This is a genomic window from Streptomyces sp. Isolate_45, assembly GCF_024721315.2.
Lineage (GTDB): Bacteria > Actinomycetota > Actinomycetes > Streptomycetales > Streptomycetaceae > Streptomyces.
On the sequence record NZ_JANFAK020000185.1, the window covers coordinates 1 to 14,795 of the forward strand.

The window sequence follows — 14,795 nt, forward strand, 5'->3', positions numbered from 1 at the left end:
GACGGGGCCCGGCTGCGGGTCGGGGCGGCGCTGCCCGGCGAGGTGACCGGCCGGAACGTGGGTCGGGGGTCGGGGGTCAGGAGTCAGGCGAGCCGGGCGACGTGGAGGGAGACGACGTACGGCTCCTCGACCGTCGCGTCCGGGAAGAGGCGCTCCAGCCGGGCGCGTTCGGCGTCCATGAAGGCGCGGGTGGCCTCCTCTCCGAGGAGGAGGAAGCCGGAGTGGCTGGAGAGGTTGGCGAGGTGCGCGTCGAGGGGGATGCGGCGCGACCAGCCGACGGTCCGGGAGACGAAGGAGGAGCCGATGCCCTGCGGGAGGGTGCGGAAGTGGGTGGTGCCTTCGCCGGCGAAGAACGCGCGGATCCGGGCGCCCTGTTCGGCGACCCAGGGCACGGACTCGTCGGTGTCGTTCCACCAGATCGCGAGCGAGCCGCCGGGCCGCAGCACGCGCCGGGCCTCGGGGACGGCACGGGCCGGGTCCGTCCAGTGCCAGGCCTGGGCGTAGGTGACGAGGTCGAACGTGCCGGTGGCCAGCGGCAGCCGGTCGCCGTCCCCGCGGACGATCGGGACCTCGGGGAGGGCCCGCCGGAACTCGGCGGCCATCCCGTCCCCGGGCTCCACGGCGAGCACCCGGGCCCCGCGCGCGTGCATCGGCCCGGTGCCGATGCCGGTGCCCGCCCCGACGTCGGCCACCCGGGCTCCGGCGAGCGGCCGGCCGGACAGTTCCTCGACGGCGTCGTACAGGCCGTCGGGGTAGCCGGGGCGGTACGCCGCGTAGAGGGCGGCGGCGCTGTCGAACGAGCGGGCGCGTGTGGTCATGCCCCCATTGTTCGCGCCGGCGACCCCCGCCCCCAGCTCTTTCGGGCGACCGGGCGGGGGTCGGGCGGCGCAGGTCGGCTCAGTGGAACTCGGCGACGACCTCGATGCGGCCGACGATGTGCGCGTTGAACTCGGGGAGCTCCTCGGCGGGGACCCACAGCTCCAGGATCGTCTCGCCGCCCGCCTGCCGGACGGGGTAGCGCTCCAGGAAGGCGGAGTCCACCTCGAAGCGGGTCACGTAGCCGGCGCCGTCGTGCTTGACGTTCCAGTCGCGGGCGATGCGGGTCGCGTAGTCCTCGTTCAGCACCGGGTAGAAGATCGGCTGCTCGGGCAGCCGGGGCGGCCATGCGCGGTTGTCGAGGGCGCGGACCAGGTCGAGCTCGACGGGGCCGGTGGGACGCCAGAGGGTGGTGGTGGGTGCGGTACGCGGGGACATGGGGGCAGAATCTACGCGGCCGGGGTGCGGGCCCACGAGCGGTTTTCAGCGGCGGGACGCTCCCCGCGAGAGCCGCAGCAGGGTCACGGTCTGGAGGAGGAGCAGCGCCGCGAGGCCGGCCCGGGCGGCCGGGGGTTCGGCCGGTCCGCCGTACTGCTCCCAGACGGTGGCGGCGAGCCGCGCGGCCCCGACCGCGACGAGGGCGACGAGGAAGCGGGCGGTGAACTCCCCCTGGGTTCCGTGCGGTACGGCGGAGCCGATGACGAACACCGCGAGCAGGACGGGGATCCAGGGCGCGCCGGCCTCGGACAGCAGCAGGGCGGCCCCGGCCTCCACGGCGAGGAGCAGGCAGGTGCGCAGGAGGAAGCCAGGCATGAACACATCATGCCGGACCCCTCGCGGCGGAAGAGGGGGTGGAGTCCGCCCGGCCGGCCGGCCCATGATCCCCGGAAAGGGCGGGGTCGTGGCACAGAGGTCGACGCACCCCCTGCCGGAGGGAACACGCCGGTTCGAATCCGGCCGCCCCGCCCCCCACCCCCCGCCGGGAGCCCGGGAGGCTACGGCGTGGCCGCCAGCCAGGCCGCCATCCCGGCCCTGGCCGCCGCGCCGGCCGGCAGCGGCAGGCCCAGGAAGCCGTGGAAGACGCCCGGGTGGAGCCGGACCTCGCAGTCCGCGCCCGCCTCCCCCAGCCGGCGGCCGTACGCCAGCCCCTCGTCCCGCAGCGGGTCGCAGTCCGCGAGGACGATCAGCGTGCGCGGCGATCCGGCCAGGTCGGGGGCCCACAGCGGGGACACGTGCGGGTGCGTCGGGTCGCCGCCGTACTGGTCCCAGTACCAGGCCATGTGGGCGGCGGTGTGGAAGTGGCCGCGCCCGTACGTGGTCACGGACCCGGAGCCCATCGAGGCGTCCAGCGGCGGGTACGCCAGCAGTTGTCCGGCTACGAGTTCCGGCGCCCGCAGCGTGGTGACGGCGGCCAGGTTGCCGCCGCTGGAGTCGCCCGCGACGACCACCCTCCCCGGGTCGCAGCCCAGCGCGGGCGCCTCGGAGCGGGCCCACAGCAACACGCTCAGCGCGTCGTCCGTCGCCGCCGGCCAGGGGTGTTCGGGGGCCAGCCGGTAGTCGGCCGAGACGATCACCGCGCCGGAGGCCAGGGCCAGTTCGCGGCAGAGCCGGTCGTGGGTGTCCAGCCCGCACATCACCCAGCCGCCGCCGTGGAACCAGACGGCCAGCGGCCGCCCCTCGGCGCCCGGCGCGGGATCGTAGACCCGTACGGGGACGCCCCCGGCGACGGTGTCGTACACGGAGGCCACCTCCGGGCCGGGCGGGCCGGGCACGGCCGCCGCCCGCAGGGCCGTCACGTCACCGGGGCCGGGGAAGCCGGCCGTCATCGCGTCGCACAGCCGCCGGGCGGCCGGCGACAGGGAGTCCGTGCTCATCCGGCCGTCAGCCCCCCGTCGACCGCGAACTCGGCGCCCGTCACGTACGAGGAGGCGTCCGAGCACAGGAACAGCACCAGTTCGCCGACCTCCCGCGGCTGCCCCATCCGCCCGAGCGGCACGTGCGACCAGTCCCGGCCGGAGACGGCCCCGGCCACCATCGGGGTGTCGACGGCGCCCGGGTGCACGGAGTTGACCCGGATGCGGTCCCCGGCCAGGTCCAGCGCCGCCGAGCGGGTCAGCCCGCGCAGGGCGAACTTGGTGGAGCCGTAGGCGGCGTGGCCGCGGATCCCGACGAGCCCGGCCGTCGAGGAGATGTTGACGACCGAGCCGCCGCCCCCGGCCCGCAGCAGGGGCGCCACCGCCTGGATGCCGAGGAACGGCCCCAGCAGGTTGACCCGCAGCAACGTCTCGAAGCCTGCGGCGCTCTGCTGCTCGACGTGCGCGGTGCGCCACAGGGCCGCGTTGTTGACGAGCGCCGAGACCGTACCGAAGGCCGAGACGGCCGCTTCGGTCACCCCGGCCCAGCTCGCGGCGTCGGCCACGTCGTGGTGGACGAAGACCGCCTGGTCGCCGAGTTCCGCGGCGACCGCCCGTCCCTCCTCCTCCCGGATGTCGGTGACGACGACCCGCGCCCCCGCCTCCACGCACAGCCGGGCCTCCGCGGCGCCCTGGCCGCGCCCGGCGCCGGTGATGACGACGACCTTCCCGTCGAGGGAGATCACGGTTCAGCCCTCCAGGGCCGGGGCGGCGTCGGCGGCATCCCGTGCCTCCATTGCGCGGAAGTGCGGAATGACCTTCTCGCCCCACTGGCGGATGGTCTCCATGCAGGCCTCCTGCGGCACGGTCCCCATCTGGATCAGACACATCACCTCGTCGACGCCGATCTCGCGGAGCTGCTCCACGTAGGCGATGGCCGTCCCGGCGTCGCCGTACGCGTGTTCCGCGTTGTAGGTGCCGGTGTCGACCGGGCGGGCCGGGATGTTCGCCTCGTGCAGACGGGCGACGAGCTCCTCGCGGCCCTGGGCGAGGGCGGCGACGTGGGAGGCGGCGTCCTCGTCCTCCGCGTATCCGGTGGGCGCGGGCGCGTTGCCGTACCAGTGGGCGATGGACTCGGCGAAGAACCGCTGCCCGCGGGTGCCCAGGCGAAGGGCCCGTTCGGCGTCGTCGAGGACGATCGTCGGGCACAGCGCGGAGAGGTGGTCGTTGACCTCGCTCGACACCAGGCGCTCGCCGGTGCGGGCGGCGATGGCCTCGTCGTAGACCTTCCGCATGGCGCGCACGTCGTCGGCGCCGGCGAAGCCCATCACCAGCGCCCCGATGCCCAGTTCGGCGGCGAGCTTGAGGGTGTCGTGCTTGGAGCAGGCCATGAACAGCGGCGGGTGCGGGTCCTGCACGGGCCGGGGAAGGATCGCCCCGGGTCCGATGTCGATGGAGCCGTGCCACTCGAACTCCGGCTCGCGCCAGGCGGCGGAGAAGATCCGCAGCGCCTCCTCCATCTGCGGGTAGGTGTCCTCGGGCCGCACCCCGTACATGGACATCTCCTGGCGGGTGGCACCGCGGCCCGCGCCGATGTCGACGCGGCCGCCGGACAGCACGTCGAGCATGGCGGCCCGCTCGGCCACGCGGACGGGGTGCTGGTAGCCGAAGGGCATGGTGACCACCCCGTGGCCGATGCGGATCTTCCGCGTCCGGGCGGCGACCCAGGTCAGGAAGATCTCCGAGGCGCTCATGTGCGCGTACCGGGTCAGTGAGTGGTGTTCGACCGCCCAGATCCGGTCGAAGCCCATCTCCTCGGCGTAGACGGCCTGTTCGACGCAATCGTGAATGACCTGGCGTTCGCGTTCGGGGGTGGGGTCGACGAGCTGCGCCTCGAAGATCATCGAGAACTTCACGGTGAGGTTCCTCCGTCCGGGACCTGTGCATGTATTTCTAATAGGAATACTTCTAGCAGTCACACCCCTTGGAGGGAAGGGCAGTGCGGGGAGCGGTCGTAGACTGCGCTGCGTGGCAGACGAGACGAACACGCGCACGCTCCCCGCGACCAGCTGGGCGGTGCTCGGGCTGCTCTCCTTCGGCGAGGAGCTGTCGGGCTACGACCTGAAGAAGTGGTCGGACTGGTCCCTGCGCTTCTTCTACTGGAGCCCGTCCTTCAGCCAGATCTACAGCGAGCTCAAGCGGCTGGAGAAGGCCGGCTACGCCACCTCGCGGATGATCGCCCAGGACACCGGCACCCGCGACAAGCGCGTCTACCGGATCACCGACGAGGGCATGGCGGCCGTACGGGAATGGGCGCGCGAGGCGCCCGTGGACCCGCCGGTGCTCAAGCACGGACCGATGCTGCGGATGTGGCTGGGGCACCTGCTGGAGCCGGAGCGGATGCGCGAAGTACTGCTCGGGCACCAGGAGTTCGCCGAGAAGATGCGCCGTCGGGCGGTGGCCGACACGGAGGGCGCGAAGGACGAGGCGGCGTGGGCGTACCCCGCGCTCACCCTCAAGTGGGCCGAGCGGTACTACGCCTCCGAGCGCGACCTCGCGGCGGCCATGCTGGAGGACATCGAGGCCCTCCCCCCGGAGCCCGGCAACCGCCCGTAGGCGCGCCGGAAGTAGAGCAGCGGCGCACCGTCGCGGTGGGCCGTGAGCGTGGTGACGCGGCCGAGCGCGATGAGGTGGTCGCCGCCGTCCAGCACGTCCTCCAGGGCGCACTCCACGGTCGCGAGGACCCCGTCGAGCAGGGGCGCGCCCGCCGCGCCCGGCCGCCAGGGGACGCCGGCGAACTTGTCGCCGCCCGTGACGGCGAAGCGGCGGCACAACTCCTCCTGGTCCGCCGCCAGGATGTTGACGGCGAAGACCCCCGCGGAGCGGATCCGCGGCCAGGTGGCCGAGGTGCGGGCCGGGCAGAAGCAGACCAGCGGCGGGTCGAGCGAGACGGACGAGAACGACTGCACGGCCATCCCGACGGGACGGCCGTCGCTTCCGCACGCCGTGATCACGGCGACACCCGTGCAGAAGCTGGACAGGACCGCCTTCATGTCCGCGCCACCGGGGCCGGAGGGCGCGGGCGCGGTCTGCGCGGTGGGCGGGTGGCACCGGCTCGGCGGGTTGGACCGGGCGGGCGGAGTGGGCGGAGTGGCGAGGGTCGACATGAGGGGCCTCCCGAGAAGGTTGTTCCTACTAGGTATATGCCTAACCGAAACAGCTGTGATTGGATACCGCCCACGCTCGCTCGTCAAGTAGGGAGGGTTCGTGACCAGCCCCCGCCAGACCCCGCAAGTGCCCCCGCCGACACCGCGGATGACCCCCGGACCGCCCCCGCCTCCCGCCACCCTCGCCCGCCTCCCGGAGTACGCCGCCGCCGCGTACGGGGAGCGCGAGGCGCTGGCCGACGGGGAGGTCCGGTGGAGCTTCACCCGGCTGGCCGCCGAGATCGCCGCCGCCTCCCGCGCGGCCGTCGCGCACGGCATCCGCCCCGGCGACCGGGTCGCCGTCCAGGCCCCCAACAGCCGCCACTGGATCACCGCCGCGCTCGGCGCGGTCGGCGTCGGCGCCGTCCTCGTCCCGGTCAACACCCGCTACAAGCCCGCCGAGGCCGCCGACATCATCCGCCGCAGCGGTGCCCGCGTCCTGTTCACCGAACGCGGCTTCCTCGGCACCGACTACGCCCGCGACCTGCACGCCTCCGGCGAGGACCTCGGGGCGCTCGCCTCCACCGTGATCCTGCGGGGCGGCAGCGGCCCGGAATCGTACGGGGCGTACCTCGCCGCCGGGCGGTCCGTCCCCGATGCCGAACGCGAGGCCCTGGCCTCCCGGGTGCGACCCGAGGACCTCTGCGACCTCCTCTACACCTCCGGCACCACCGGCCGACCCAAGGGCGTGATGACCACCCACGGCCAGAGCGTGCGGCTCTACGCCTCCTGGTCGGAACGGGTCACCCTGCGCACCGGCGACCGGTACCTGCTGGTCAACCCGTTCTTCCACACCTTCGGCTACAAGGCCGGGATCCTCGCCTGCCTGCTGCGCGGGGCCACCATGCTCCCCGAGGAACGCTACGACGCCGACCGCGTCCTGACCCGCATGGCCGCCGAACGGGTCACCTGCCTGATGGGCCCGCCGACCGTCTTCCACGGCCTGATCCACCACCCCGACCGGGCCGCCCACGACCTCTCCGCGCTGCGCCTGGCCGGCACCGGGGCCGCCTCCGTGCCCGCCTCCCTCGTCGAGGAGATCCGTGGCGAGCTCGGCGCCCCGGAGGTGTTCACCGCCTACGGACTGACCGAATCCGGCGGGGTCGTCTCCGTCTGCCCCACCGACGCCGACGCCCGGACCGTCGCGCACACCGTCGGCCCGCCCCTGCCCGACACCGAGGTCCGCGTCGTCGGTCCGCTCGGCGCCGTGCTGCCCGCCGGCGAGCCCGGCGAGGTGCAGGTGCGCGGGTACCACGTCACCCCCGGCTACCTGGACGACCCGGCGGCCACCGCCGAGGCCATCCTGCCCGGCGGCTGGCTGCGCACCGGGGACATCGGCGTCCTGGACGCGCGGGGCTACCTCTCCATCACCGACCGACTGAAGGACATGTACGTCGTCGGCGGATTCAACGCCTACCCCGCCGAAGTGGAGAACGTCCTGCTGACCCACCCCGCCATCGCCGACGCCGCCGTCGTCGGCGCCCCCGACGAGCGCCTCGGCGAGGTCGGGGTCGCCTTCGTGGTCACCACCGCCCCCGTCACCGCCGAGGAGCTGACCGCCTGGACCCGGGAGCGGCTGGCCAACTTCAAGGTGCCGCGGCGCTTCACCCTGCTGCCGGAGCTACCGCGCAACGCGGGCGGCAAGCTGCTGAAGGCCGGGCTGCGCCGCACCGCGCGGGGGGAGTCCGCGTGAGCGCCCCCGACCCGGCCCCCCTCGACCCGACCGCGGAGCAGGTGCAACTTCGGGACGCGGTACGGGCGGTCCTCGCCCGGCATCCCGGCCACACGGCCTGGGACCCGCTGACGGCGCAGGTCGGCGCGGCCGCCCTGGCGGTGCCCGCGGAGTACGGCGGCCTGGGCTGCGGGCCCGCCGAGACCGGGGTGGTGATGGCGGAGCTGGGCCGCGCGCTGAGCCCCGTACCGTATCTGGGCTCGGCGGTGCTGACCGTGGGGGCCCTGCTCGCGGCCGGGGACCGGCGGGCCTGCGAGGAGCACCTGCCGGGGCTCGCGGAGGGCTCCGCGGTCGGCGCGCTGGCCTGGGCGGAGGAGCCGGAAGGGGGCGGCGGGCGCGGCAGTTGGGAGGCCGCCGACCTGCGCGCCCGGGCCGAGTCGGACGGCCGGTCCGGATGGCTGCTCACGGGGGTCAAGCGGTACGTCCCGGCGGGCCCGGCCGAACCCTCCCTGGTCCTGGCGTTCGCCCGGGACGGGGACACCGGCCGCCTCGGCCTGTACGAACTCACCGCCGCGCCGGCGGGGTTCACCGTACGGTCCACGATGGACCCGACCCGGCCCCTCGCGGAGCTGACCCTGGACCGCACCCCGGCCCGGCTGCTCTCCGCGCACGGCGAGGCGGTGCTCGACCGGGTCCGCGACGAGGCGTGCGCCGCGCTCGCCGCCGAACAGGCGGGGGCCGCCGGACGGGCCCTGGAGGTGACGGTCCGGTACGCGAAGGACCGCCGGCAGTTCGGCCGCCCCATCGGCTCCTTCCAAGCCGTCAAGCACCGCCTCGCCGACATGCACACCGCCGTCGAGACCTCCCGCGCCCTCGCCCTCGCGGCGGCCGCCGCCGGGGCCCCGCCGGAGCTCGCCGCGGCCGCCCGGTCGGCCTGCTCGCAGGCGTACGCGTACGTCGCGGGCGAGATGATCCAGTTGCACGGCGGCATCGGCATCACCTGGGAACACGAGGCCCACGCCTTCTTCAAACGGGCCCACGGCTCAGGCCAGTTGTTCGGGGCGCCGGGCGCACACCGGGAACGGCTTGCCGCGATGCTCGGATTCGCGCCCCCGCCCTGACGTACCCTCGGGGCCATGACGGGCAGCGCGATCGACCTCCGCAAGGTGCGGGAAACCGCTCCGTCCCTGGTGAACCTGTACAAGAGCGCCGGGATCTCGCTGCGCAAGCACGACCTGGAGGGCGTGCGCGCCGCGGTCTACCTCGTCCTCGACCACTCGGGGTCGATGCGCCCGTACTACCGCGACGGCAGCGTCCAGGCCCTCGCCGACCGCGTCCTGGGCCTGTCCGCGCACCTGGACGACGACGGGCGGATCCCGGTGGTGTTCTTCTCCACGGAGGTGGACGCGGTGGAGGAGATCACCCTCGGCGGCCACGAGGGACGGATCGGCGCGATCGTCGCGGGGCTCGGCCACATGGGAAAGACCTCCTACGACGCGGCGATGGAAGCCGTCATCGACCACTACCTGGACTCGGGGGCGGGCGAGCCGGCCCTGGTCGTCTTCCAGACGGACGGCGGCCCGCTCAGCAAGCTCGCCGCGGAGAGGTACCTGTGCAAGGCGGCCCGCCTCCCGCTGTTCTGGCAGTTCGTCGGTTTCGGCAACACCCGCAGCGGCCAGTTCGACTTCCTGCGCCGGCTGGACGAGCTGCCCGTCCCCGCGAAGCGGGTGGTGGACAACGCCGGCTACTTCCACGCCGGCCCCGACCCGCGCGCGGTCTCGGACTCCGAGCTCTACGACCGGCTCCTCGGCGAGTTCCCGGCGTGGCTCGCCGCGGCCGGCGCGGCGGGGATCGTGCGCGCCTGACCGCACGCCGTCGGCCAGGCGCGCTTTGATGGAGGGATGACGACGAACAACTGGTCCGCCTTCGAAGCGGCGGAACCCGAATTCGCGGCGGCGGTCCGGGCCCGCTTCGCCCTGTTCCCCCACCACGTGCTCGCCACCCTCCGCAAGGACGGCTCCCCCCGGGTGACGGGCCTCAACGTCGACTTCCGCGGCGGCGAACTGTGGCTCGGCATGATGGCGGGGTCCATGAAGGCCAAGGACCTCCAGCGCGATCCGCGGTTCGCCCTGCACACCAACCCCGGCGAGGGGGAGACGATGCCCGACGGGGACGTACGGATCTCCGGGCGGGCCGTGGAGATCGTCGACCCGCCCGAGCTGCACCGCTACGCGGAGGAGACGGAGAGCCCGCACCCCTTCCACCTCTTCCACGCCGACCTGACGGAGGTCGTCCACGTCGGCGTGGACGGCGACGACCTGGTGGTGCGGTCGTGGACCCCGGCGGGCGGCGTGCGCACCCTGCGCCGGGGCAACGACGACGAGCCGCCGCGCGAGGACCCGCCGGGCGGCCGCCCGCCCGTCAGCTGAGAGACGGGAGTTTGACGACGGGCCCCAGGGCGGCCGGGTCGACGTCCAGCCAGTTCCGGTCGATGTTGAGGGTCACCCCGCCGTACGAGGCGTCGTGGTCACCCCGGAACTGGTGGGCCCGGCGCGGCCCGACCCACTGCGGGGTGCGCCCGGACAGGCCCATGTCCTTGTCGGAGACCGAGGCCGCGCCGTTCCACCGGGCGCCCCACAGGACGTCGGGCATGGCCTGCGGGGCCTGGTGGTAGTGGGCGCTGAGCGCCTTCACGCCGGAGCTCGCCGCCACGTACGCCCCGGACCGGAAGCCGAGCTCGTGCAGCCGGACCGTCCACGCCGTGAGGTAGGCCACCGAGGGCGCGTCCCAGGTCGCGCGGTCGGAGTAGTTCTCCAGGTCGTTGTAGAGCACCGTGCCCTCGGGCAGGCCCAGGGAGCGGGCCGCGTCCACCGCCCCGTCGGCGGCGGCCCTGCCCTGCTCGTTCGCCCGGGACGGGTCGGTCGACAGCCCGGTGCTCTTGCTGTGCCAGGGCTGCGGGCCCACCCAGATCGGCATCAGGTGCCAGCCCGCGGCGGCCTGCCGGCGCACCCAGGCGGCCGTCAGCTGCGGCTGGGCGCAGGCCCGGGCCCGGCCGCCGATGTAGACGCCGACCGCCCGGAAGGGGGAGCCGGCCCGCCAGCTGTCCATCGAGCGCTGGGTCGGGGCGGTGCAGGCGTCGAACCCCTCGCCGGTGAACGCCTCCTGGGCGGAGCGGGGCGCGCGGGCGGCGGCCAGGGCGGCCGTCACGACGGGGGCGGCCGGACGCGATCGGGCGGCGGCGCCCTCGGCCCCGGCCGGGGTCCGTCCGGCCGCGACGGCCCGCGTCAGGAGGGCCCGTACGGTGTCGGGCGCGGCCCCGTACGAGAGGGTGGCCATCACCCCGGTGCGGCGCAGGGCGTACCGCACCTCGTTGCTGTCGCTCTCGGTCGGGGGCAGGGCCCGGCCCCCGTCGACCGCGAGGGTGGGGATGTCGGCGCGCGGCGGGGCGCCGGCGATCGGCTCCAGGTGGAGGGTGTCGGCGCGGGTGGCGGCGGCCCGGCCGGTGCACTCGCTCTGGGTTCCGGCGTGCCCGAGGTAGAGGGTGGGCACGTCCAGCCGCAGGCAGGCCTCGGGGTGCCGGTCGAGGTCGATGACCCGCCAGTCGGCGGGGAGGGCGAGGCGCAGCCCCTGGTAGTCGACGGTCCGCTCGTCCGCGGCGGCGGCCACGGCGGGCGACAGGGACGCGACGGGCAGCAGGAGGGCGGCGCCCAACAGACGGCGCAGCAGCGTTCGGGAGGGCATGGGGCCCAGAGTTACCAGAGTGCGCGGCCGGCCTGCCGGGCCCGCGGCCGGCCCTGATGGTCCGTCCGGCCCCAGGGCCGCTCCCCCGGAACGACCCCCGGTTCCGGGGTTCCTGACGCGGGGACGGGAGGGGTCGTGTCCCCGTCACCCGCACGAGCGAACCGGCCCGCCGGGCCGCGTCGGGGCGCCGCCGGGCGGCCGGGTCCGGTGGGCGGCGCGCACCCCCGTGGTGCGCCGGCCGCCGGACCCGCGGTCAGCAGAGGTCCGGGATCGGGGGCGGCAGGAACACCGCGTCGAGGACGCGGTCCGCGGACAGGTCCACGGAGTTCCACGCCGTGCCGTACCGGGTGTCCACGCTGAAATCGAGCTCCTTCGGCAGCTCCTCGACAGTGATCCGCTTCCCGATGTGGACCACGGACAGCGTGCCCGCGCACTTCTCCGTGGCCGGCGGTCTGCTGGGCGGAACGCCGCCCTCTTCGGGACCGACGTCGACGGTGACGGTGGACAGCGCCTCGTACGAGAACGAGTACCGGAACCGTTGCTGCGTCGGTGCCCCGGGCAGCGGTCGCAGGGTGAACAGCGGTGCCGGGGTGGGCTTGCCCTCTTCCTGGTACCGGGTCGTGTCGACCCTGAAGTGGCTCACCTGCACGGGGACGGCCTCGCAGGGCCGGCGCGCCCTGTCCGGGGTGAACCGGATGCCCGAGTCGGTGAGGGACAGGGCCGCCATGGACGGGATCTCGTCGTACTTCAGGTCCTTGAGGTAGGCGAGGCGCTGCGCGTCGTCCATGCCGGCCGTGGGCACGCACGGCGGGGTGGGCGACGGACTCGGGGTGGGCGACGACGCGGGCGGCGTCGCGGGGGCGTACGTCGTGGAGGTGGACGGCTCCGCCCCGACCGGGGAGTCGCCCGCGCAACCCGTCACCGCCAGCAGCGGGACGGCCAGGAGCGAAGCGGCCAGGAACGGTACGGCGGACACGGGTAATCGGCGCATGCGGCCTCCTCGTCGGGCGCGGCCGGGAACCCTTCCGATGCTGCCGGCCGGGCTCGGGCGGCGGCATCCGTAGGACCGCCTACGTATCCCCGGCCGCGATTGCGGGTACCGCTGTCCCCGGGGAGGCGCGATGCTGCACGGAACGACGCCACTGGTGGGCCGGGGGGCCGAACTGGACCGGCTGGACGCGGTGATCGAGGGCGCGGGCGCGCCACCGGGCGTCGTCGACCTCACCGGGGCGGCGGGCATCGGCAAGAGCCGGCTGCTGACGGAGGTGTGCGGGCGGGCCGCCCGGCTCGGGCTGACCGTGCTGCGCGGGCGGGCCACCGAGTACGAACGACACATCCCGTTCCGGGTGTTCGCCGACGCGTTCGCCGACCTGGATCCGGAGCTGCTGCACGGCCTGGGCGGCGGGACCCGGACGGCGCCGGTCCTGGCCGCCACGGGGGCCGCCCCGGGGGCCGGCACGGGCGACGGGGAGGGGGACGCCGCCGACCGGTTCGCCGCGCACCGGGCGACGGCCCGACTGCTGACCGAGCTGGGCGGGCGCGGCGGGGCCGGGCTGCTCATCGCCCTCGACGACCTGCACTGGGCCGATCCGGCGTCCCTGGAGCTCCTCGACCACCTGGTGCGTCACCCCGTGCCCGCCCCCGTGATCGTCATCGGGGCGCGGCGGGACCGGCAGACCTCGCCCTCGCTGGACGCCGCGTTGACCCGGGGCATCGACACCGGCGCCGTGCTGCGGCTGGGCCTCGGCCCGCTCCCGGAGCGGGACTGCGTACGGGTGCTCGCCCCGGCCCTGCCGCCCGCGCGGGCCGCCCGGCTGTACGCCGCCAGTGGCGGCAACCCGCTGTACTTCCTCACCCTGCTCCAGGGGCAGGCCACCGGGCCCGCCGTCCCGACCGGCGGCCTGACCGCCCTGCTGCTGGACGAGCTGACCCCGCTCACCGCCACCCAACGCCGTACCGCCGAGGCCGTGGCCCTGCTCGGCGACCAGGCGACCACCCCGATGCTGGCGCTCACCGGCGCGGCGCCCGGGACGGGCCTGCCCACCGCCGACCCGGCCGCCGACGCCCACGCCCACGCCGCCCTCGACGCCGACCTCGACGTCCTGATCGGCCGGGACCTGCTGCGCCCGGGTCCCGGCGGGAGCTGGTCGCTGCGGCATCCGGTGCTGCGGTCCGTGGTGTACGAGAACACCGAGCACCGGCGGCGCACCGGTATGCACCGGCGGGCGGCCGCCGTGCTGACCGGGGCGAACGCGTCCGCGTCCGTGCGCGCCCACCACGTGGAGCGGGCGCTCACGGGCTGGGACCCCGGGGCGGCGGCGACCCTGCTGGAGGCGGCCGACGAGTCGCGGACCACGGCCCCGGCGAGCTGCGCCCACTGGCTCGGGGTGGTGTTGGGGATGCTGCCGGACACCCCGGAGCACGGCGCCCGGCGCCGGGAACTGCTGCTGCGGCGGGCCCGCGCGCTCAGCGTGTGCGGCGAGTTGCGGGAGAGCCGGAGCGTGCTGTACGAGCTGATCGCGCGGGTCGACGCCGAGGAGGACGGCGGGCTGCGGGCGGGCGCCGTGACCCTGTGCGCCGCGATGGAACGCCACCTCGGGGACTACGGGGCGGCGGTGGCGCTGCTGCGCCGCGAGCTGTCGCGCGAGCCCGCGCCGGCCCCGGCCGACGCGCTGGCGCTCGGCCTGGAACTGGGCTCGTCCGCACCGCACGCGCTGGCCTACCCCGAGGTGCGGGGCGACGTACTGCGCACCTACGGGCTGGCTCTGCGGCTGGGGAACGAACCGGCGGCGGCCGGGGCCTTGACGACGGCCGCCCTCGGGGAGACCTACGGCGGCGACCCGGCCACGGCCCGGAAGTTGGCCGATCGCGCCGCGGTGCGCGTCGACGCGCTGGCCGGCCGTGAACTGCCGGAGCTGTCCGAGTCGTTGGCCCGCCTGGCCTGGACGGAGTTCTATCTGGACCGGTACCCGGAGGCCGAGCGGCACGCCGACCGGGGGCTGGCCCTCGCCCGTCGCGTCGGTCCCCTCCACCTGCTGCCGCACCTCCTGCTGTGCAAGGCGGTCGTGCACATGAACTCCTGCCGACTGGTGTCGGCGCTGGAACTGTGCGACGAGGCCGAGAGCATCGCCCGCGGCATCGGCAGCGACGAACTCCTCGCCCTGGTGGTCGGCAACAAGGCGCAGGTGATGCTGGCGGCCCTGCCGCCGGGCGACGTCGCCGCGCTGGCGACGGCCGAGGAGGCGGTCGCGCTGGCCGGGTCGCGCAGCAGTTGGTGGACCTCGCTGGCCTGGTGCGTCCTGAGCTACGCCTCGCTGTACGCCGGGGACCACCGGCGGGCCCGTGCGGCGATGCTGCGGGCCGGCCGGGGCCCGGAGCTCGCGGGCCTGCAGCCGACGATGCGGCCGCTGTTCCTGGAGGCCCTGGTCCACTCGGCGGTCGCGGCGGGCGACCTGGCGGAGGCGCAGGGCTGGGCCGACCGGGCGGCGGTGGACGCCGAGCGGCTGG

Annotated in this window: 15 protein-coding genes; 6 read left to right on the forward strand and 9 right to left on the reverse strand. The window is 75.2% G+C overall.

Annotated elements, in window-relative coordinates:
* Positions 1–83 precede the first annotated feature (83 nt).
* The 6 genes from NOD94_RS35175 to NOD94_RS35200 form a co-directional block, all read right to left on the reverse strand.
* Positions 84–818 (reverse strand): class I SAM-dependent methyltransferase, encoded by a 735-nt coding sequence (locus tag NOD94_RS35175; protein WP_281210284.1) that lies wholly within the window; start codon positions 816–818, stop codon positions 84–86.
* A gap of 79 nt (positions 819–897) precedes the next feature.
* Positions 898–1,254 carry a hypothetical protein gene (locus tag NOD94_RS35180; RefSeq protein ID WP_281210285.1) on the reverse strand — a complete coding sequence of 119 codons (357 nt, stop codon included), beginning with the start codon at positions 1,252–1,254 and terminating at the stop codon, positions 898–900.
* A gap of 45 nt (positions 1,255–1,299) precedes the next feature.
* On the reverse strand, positions 1,300–1,629 hold the full coding sequence (locus tag NOD94_RS35185; RefSeq protein WP_281210286.1) for a hypothetical protein: 330 nt from the start codon (positions 1,627–1,629) through the stop codon (positions 1,300–1,302).
* A gap of 182 nt (positions 1,630–1,811) precedes the next feature.
* The gene (locus NOD94_RS35190; protein WP_281210287.1) at positions 1,812–2,690 is read right to left on the reverse strand and encodes an alpha/beta hydrolase; all 879 of its coding nucleotides are present in this window, start codon (positions 2,688–2,690) and stop codon (positions 1,812–1,814) included.
* Positions 2,687–3,415, reverse strand: a complete 729-nt coding sequence (locus NOD94_RS35195) for a glucose 1-dehydrogenase (protein WP_281210288.1) — start codon at positions 3,413–3,415, stop codon at positions 2,687–2,689. The genes NOD94_RS35190 and NOD94_RS35195 overlap by 4 nt, the downstream gene beginning before the upstream one ends.
* A 3-nt stretch (positions 3,416–3,418) precedes the next feature.
* Entirely contained in the window at positions 3,419–4,585 is a 1,167-nt protein-coding gene (locus NOD94_RS35200) for an LLM class flavin-dependent oxidoreductase (RefSeq protein WP_281210289.1), read from the reverse strand.
* 112 nt (positions 4,586–4,697) lie between these two features.
* Between NOD94_RS35200 and NOD94_RS35205 the strand changes: the two genes are divergently transcribed.
* Positions 4,698–5,285, forward strand: a complete 588-nt coding sequence (locus NOD94_RS35205) for a PadR family transcriptional regulator (RefSeq protein WP_281210290.1) — start codon at positions 4,698–4,700, stop codon at positions 5,283–5,285.
* On the opposite strand, the gene NOD94_RS35210 is transcribed toward NOD94_RS35205, so the two are convergent.
* Positions 5,204–5,836, reverse strand: coding sequence for a flavin reductase family protein (locus NOD94_RS35210; RefSeq protein ID WP_281210291.1), 633 nt, complete (start codon positions 5,834–5,836; stop codon positions 5,204–5,206). The genes NOD94_RS35205 and NOD94_RS35210 overlap by 82 nt on opposite strands.
* Before the next feature lie 148 nt (positions 5,837–5,984).
* Here NOD94_RS35210 and NOD94_RS35215 point away from each other — a divergent pair, with 148 nt between their 5' ends.
* From NOD94_RS35215 to NOD94_RS35230, 4 genes are read left to right on the forward strand one after another with little or no spacing between them, the layout of a single operon-like run.
* Positions 5,985–7,568 (forward strand): FadD3 family acyl-CoA ligase, encoded by a 1,584-nt coding sequence (locus NOD94_RS35215; RefSeq protein WP_281210298.1) that lies wholly within the window; start codon positions 5,985–5,987, stop codon positions 7,566–7,568.
* Positions 7,565–8,668, forward strand: a complete 1,104-nt coding sequence (locus tag NOD94_RS35220; protein WP_281210292.1) for an acyl-CoA dehydrogenase family protein — start codon at positions 7,565–7,567, stop codon at positions 8,666–8,668. Before NOD94_RS35215 ends, NOD94_RS35220 begins: the two co-directional genes overlap by 4 nt.
* Before the next feature lie 15 nt (positions 8,669–8,683).
* Positions 8,684–9,412 carry a VWA domain-containing protein gene (locus tag NOD94_RS35225; RefSeq protein ID WP_281210293.1) on the forward strand — a complete coding sequence of 243 codons (729 nt, stop codon included), beginning with the start codon at positions 8,684–8,686 and terminating at the stop codon, positions 9,410–9,412.
* A 36-nt stretch (positions 9,413–9,448) separates the two neighbouring features.
* The gene (locus tag NOD94_RS35230) at positions 9,449–9,976 is read left to right on the forward strand and encodes a pyridoxamine 5'-phosphate oxidase family protein (RefSeq protein WP_281210294.1); all 528 of its coding nucleotides are present in this window, start codon (positions 9,449–9,451) and stop codon (positions 9,974–9,976) included.
* On the opposite strand, the gene NOD94_RS35235 is transcribed toward NOD94_RS35230, so the two are convergent.
* Together NOD94_RS35235 and NOD94_RS35240 are read right to left on the reverse strand one after the other, a co-directional pair.
* Positions 9,969–11,288, reverse strand: coding sequence for a DUF1906 domain-containing protein (locus tag NOD94_RS35235; protein WP_281210295.1), 1,320 nt, complete (start codon positions 11,286–11,288; stop codon positions 9,969–9,971). The two genes, NOD94_RS35230 and NOD94_RS35235, sit on opposite strands and share 8 nt — an antisense overlap.
* Positions 11,289–11,541: 253 nt before the next feature.
* Positions 11,542–12,279 (reverse strand): hypothetical protein, encoded by a 738-nt coding sequence (locus NOD94_RS35240; RefSeq protein WP_281210296.1) that lies wholly within the window; start codon positions 12,277–12,279, stop codon positions 11,542–11,544.
* A 130-nt stretch (positions 12,280–12,409) separates the two neighbouring features.
* On the opposite strand from NOD94_RS35240, the gene NOD94_RS35245 reads away from it, so the two are divergent.
* On the forward strand, positions 12,410–14,795 hold a 2,386-nt coding region (locus NOD94_RS35245; protein WP_281210297.1), incomplete at its 3' end, for a tetratricopeptide repeat protein.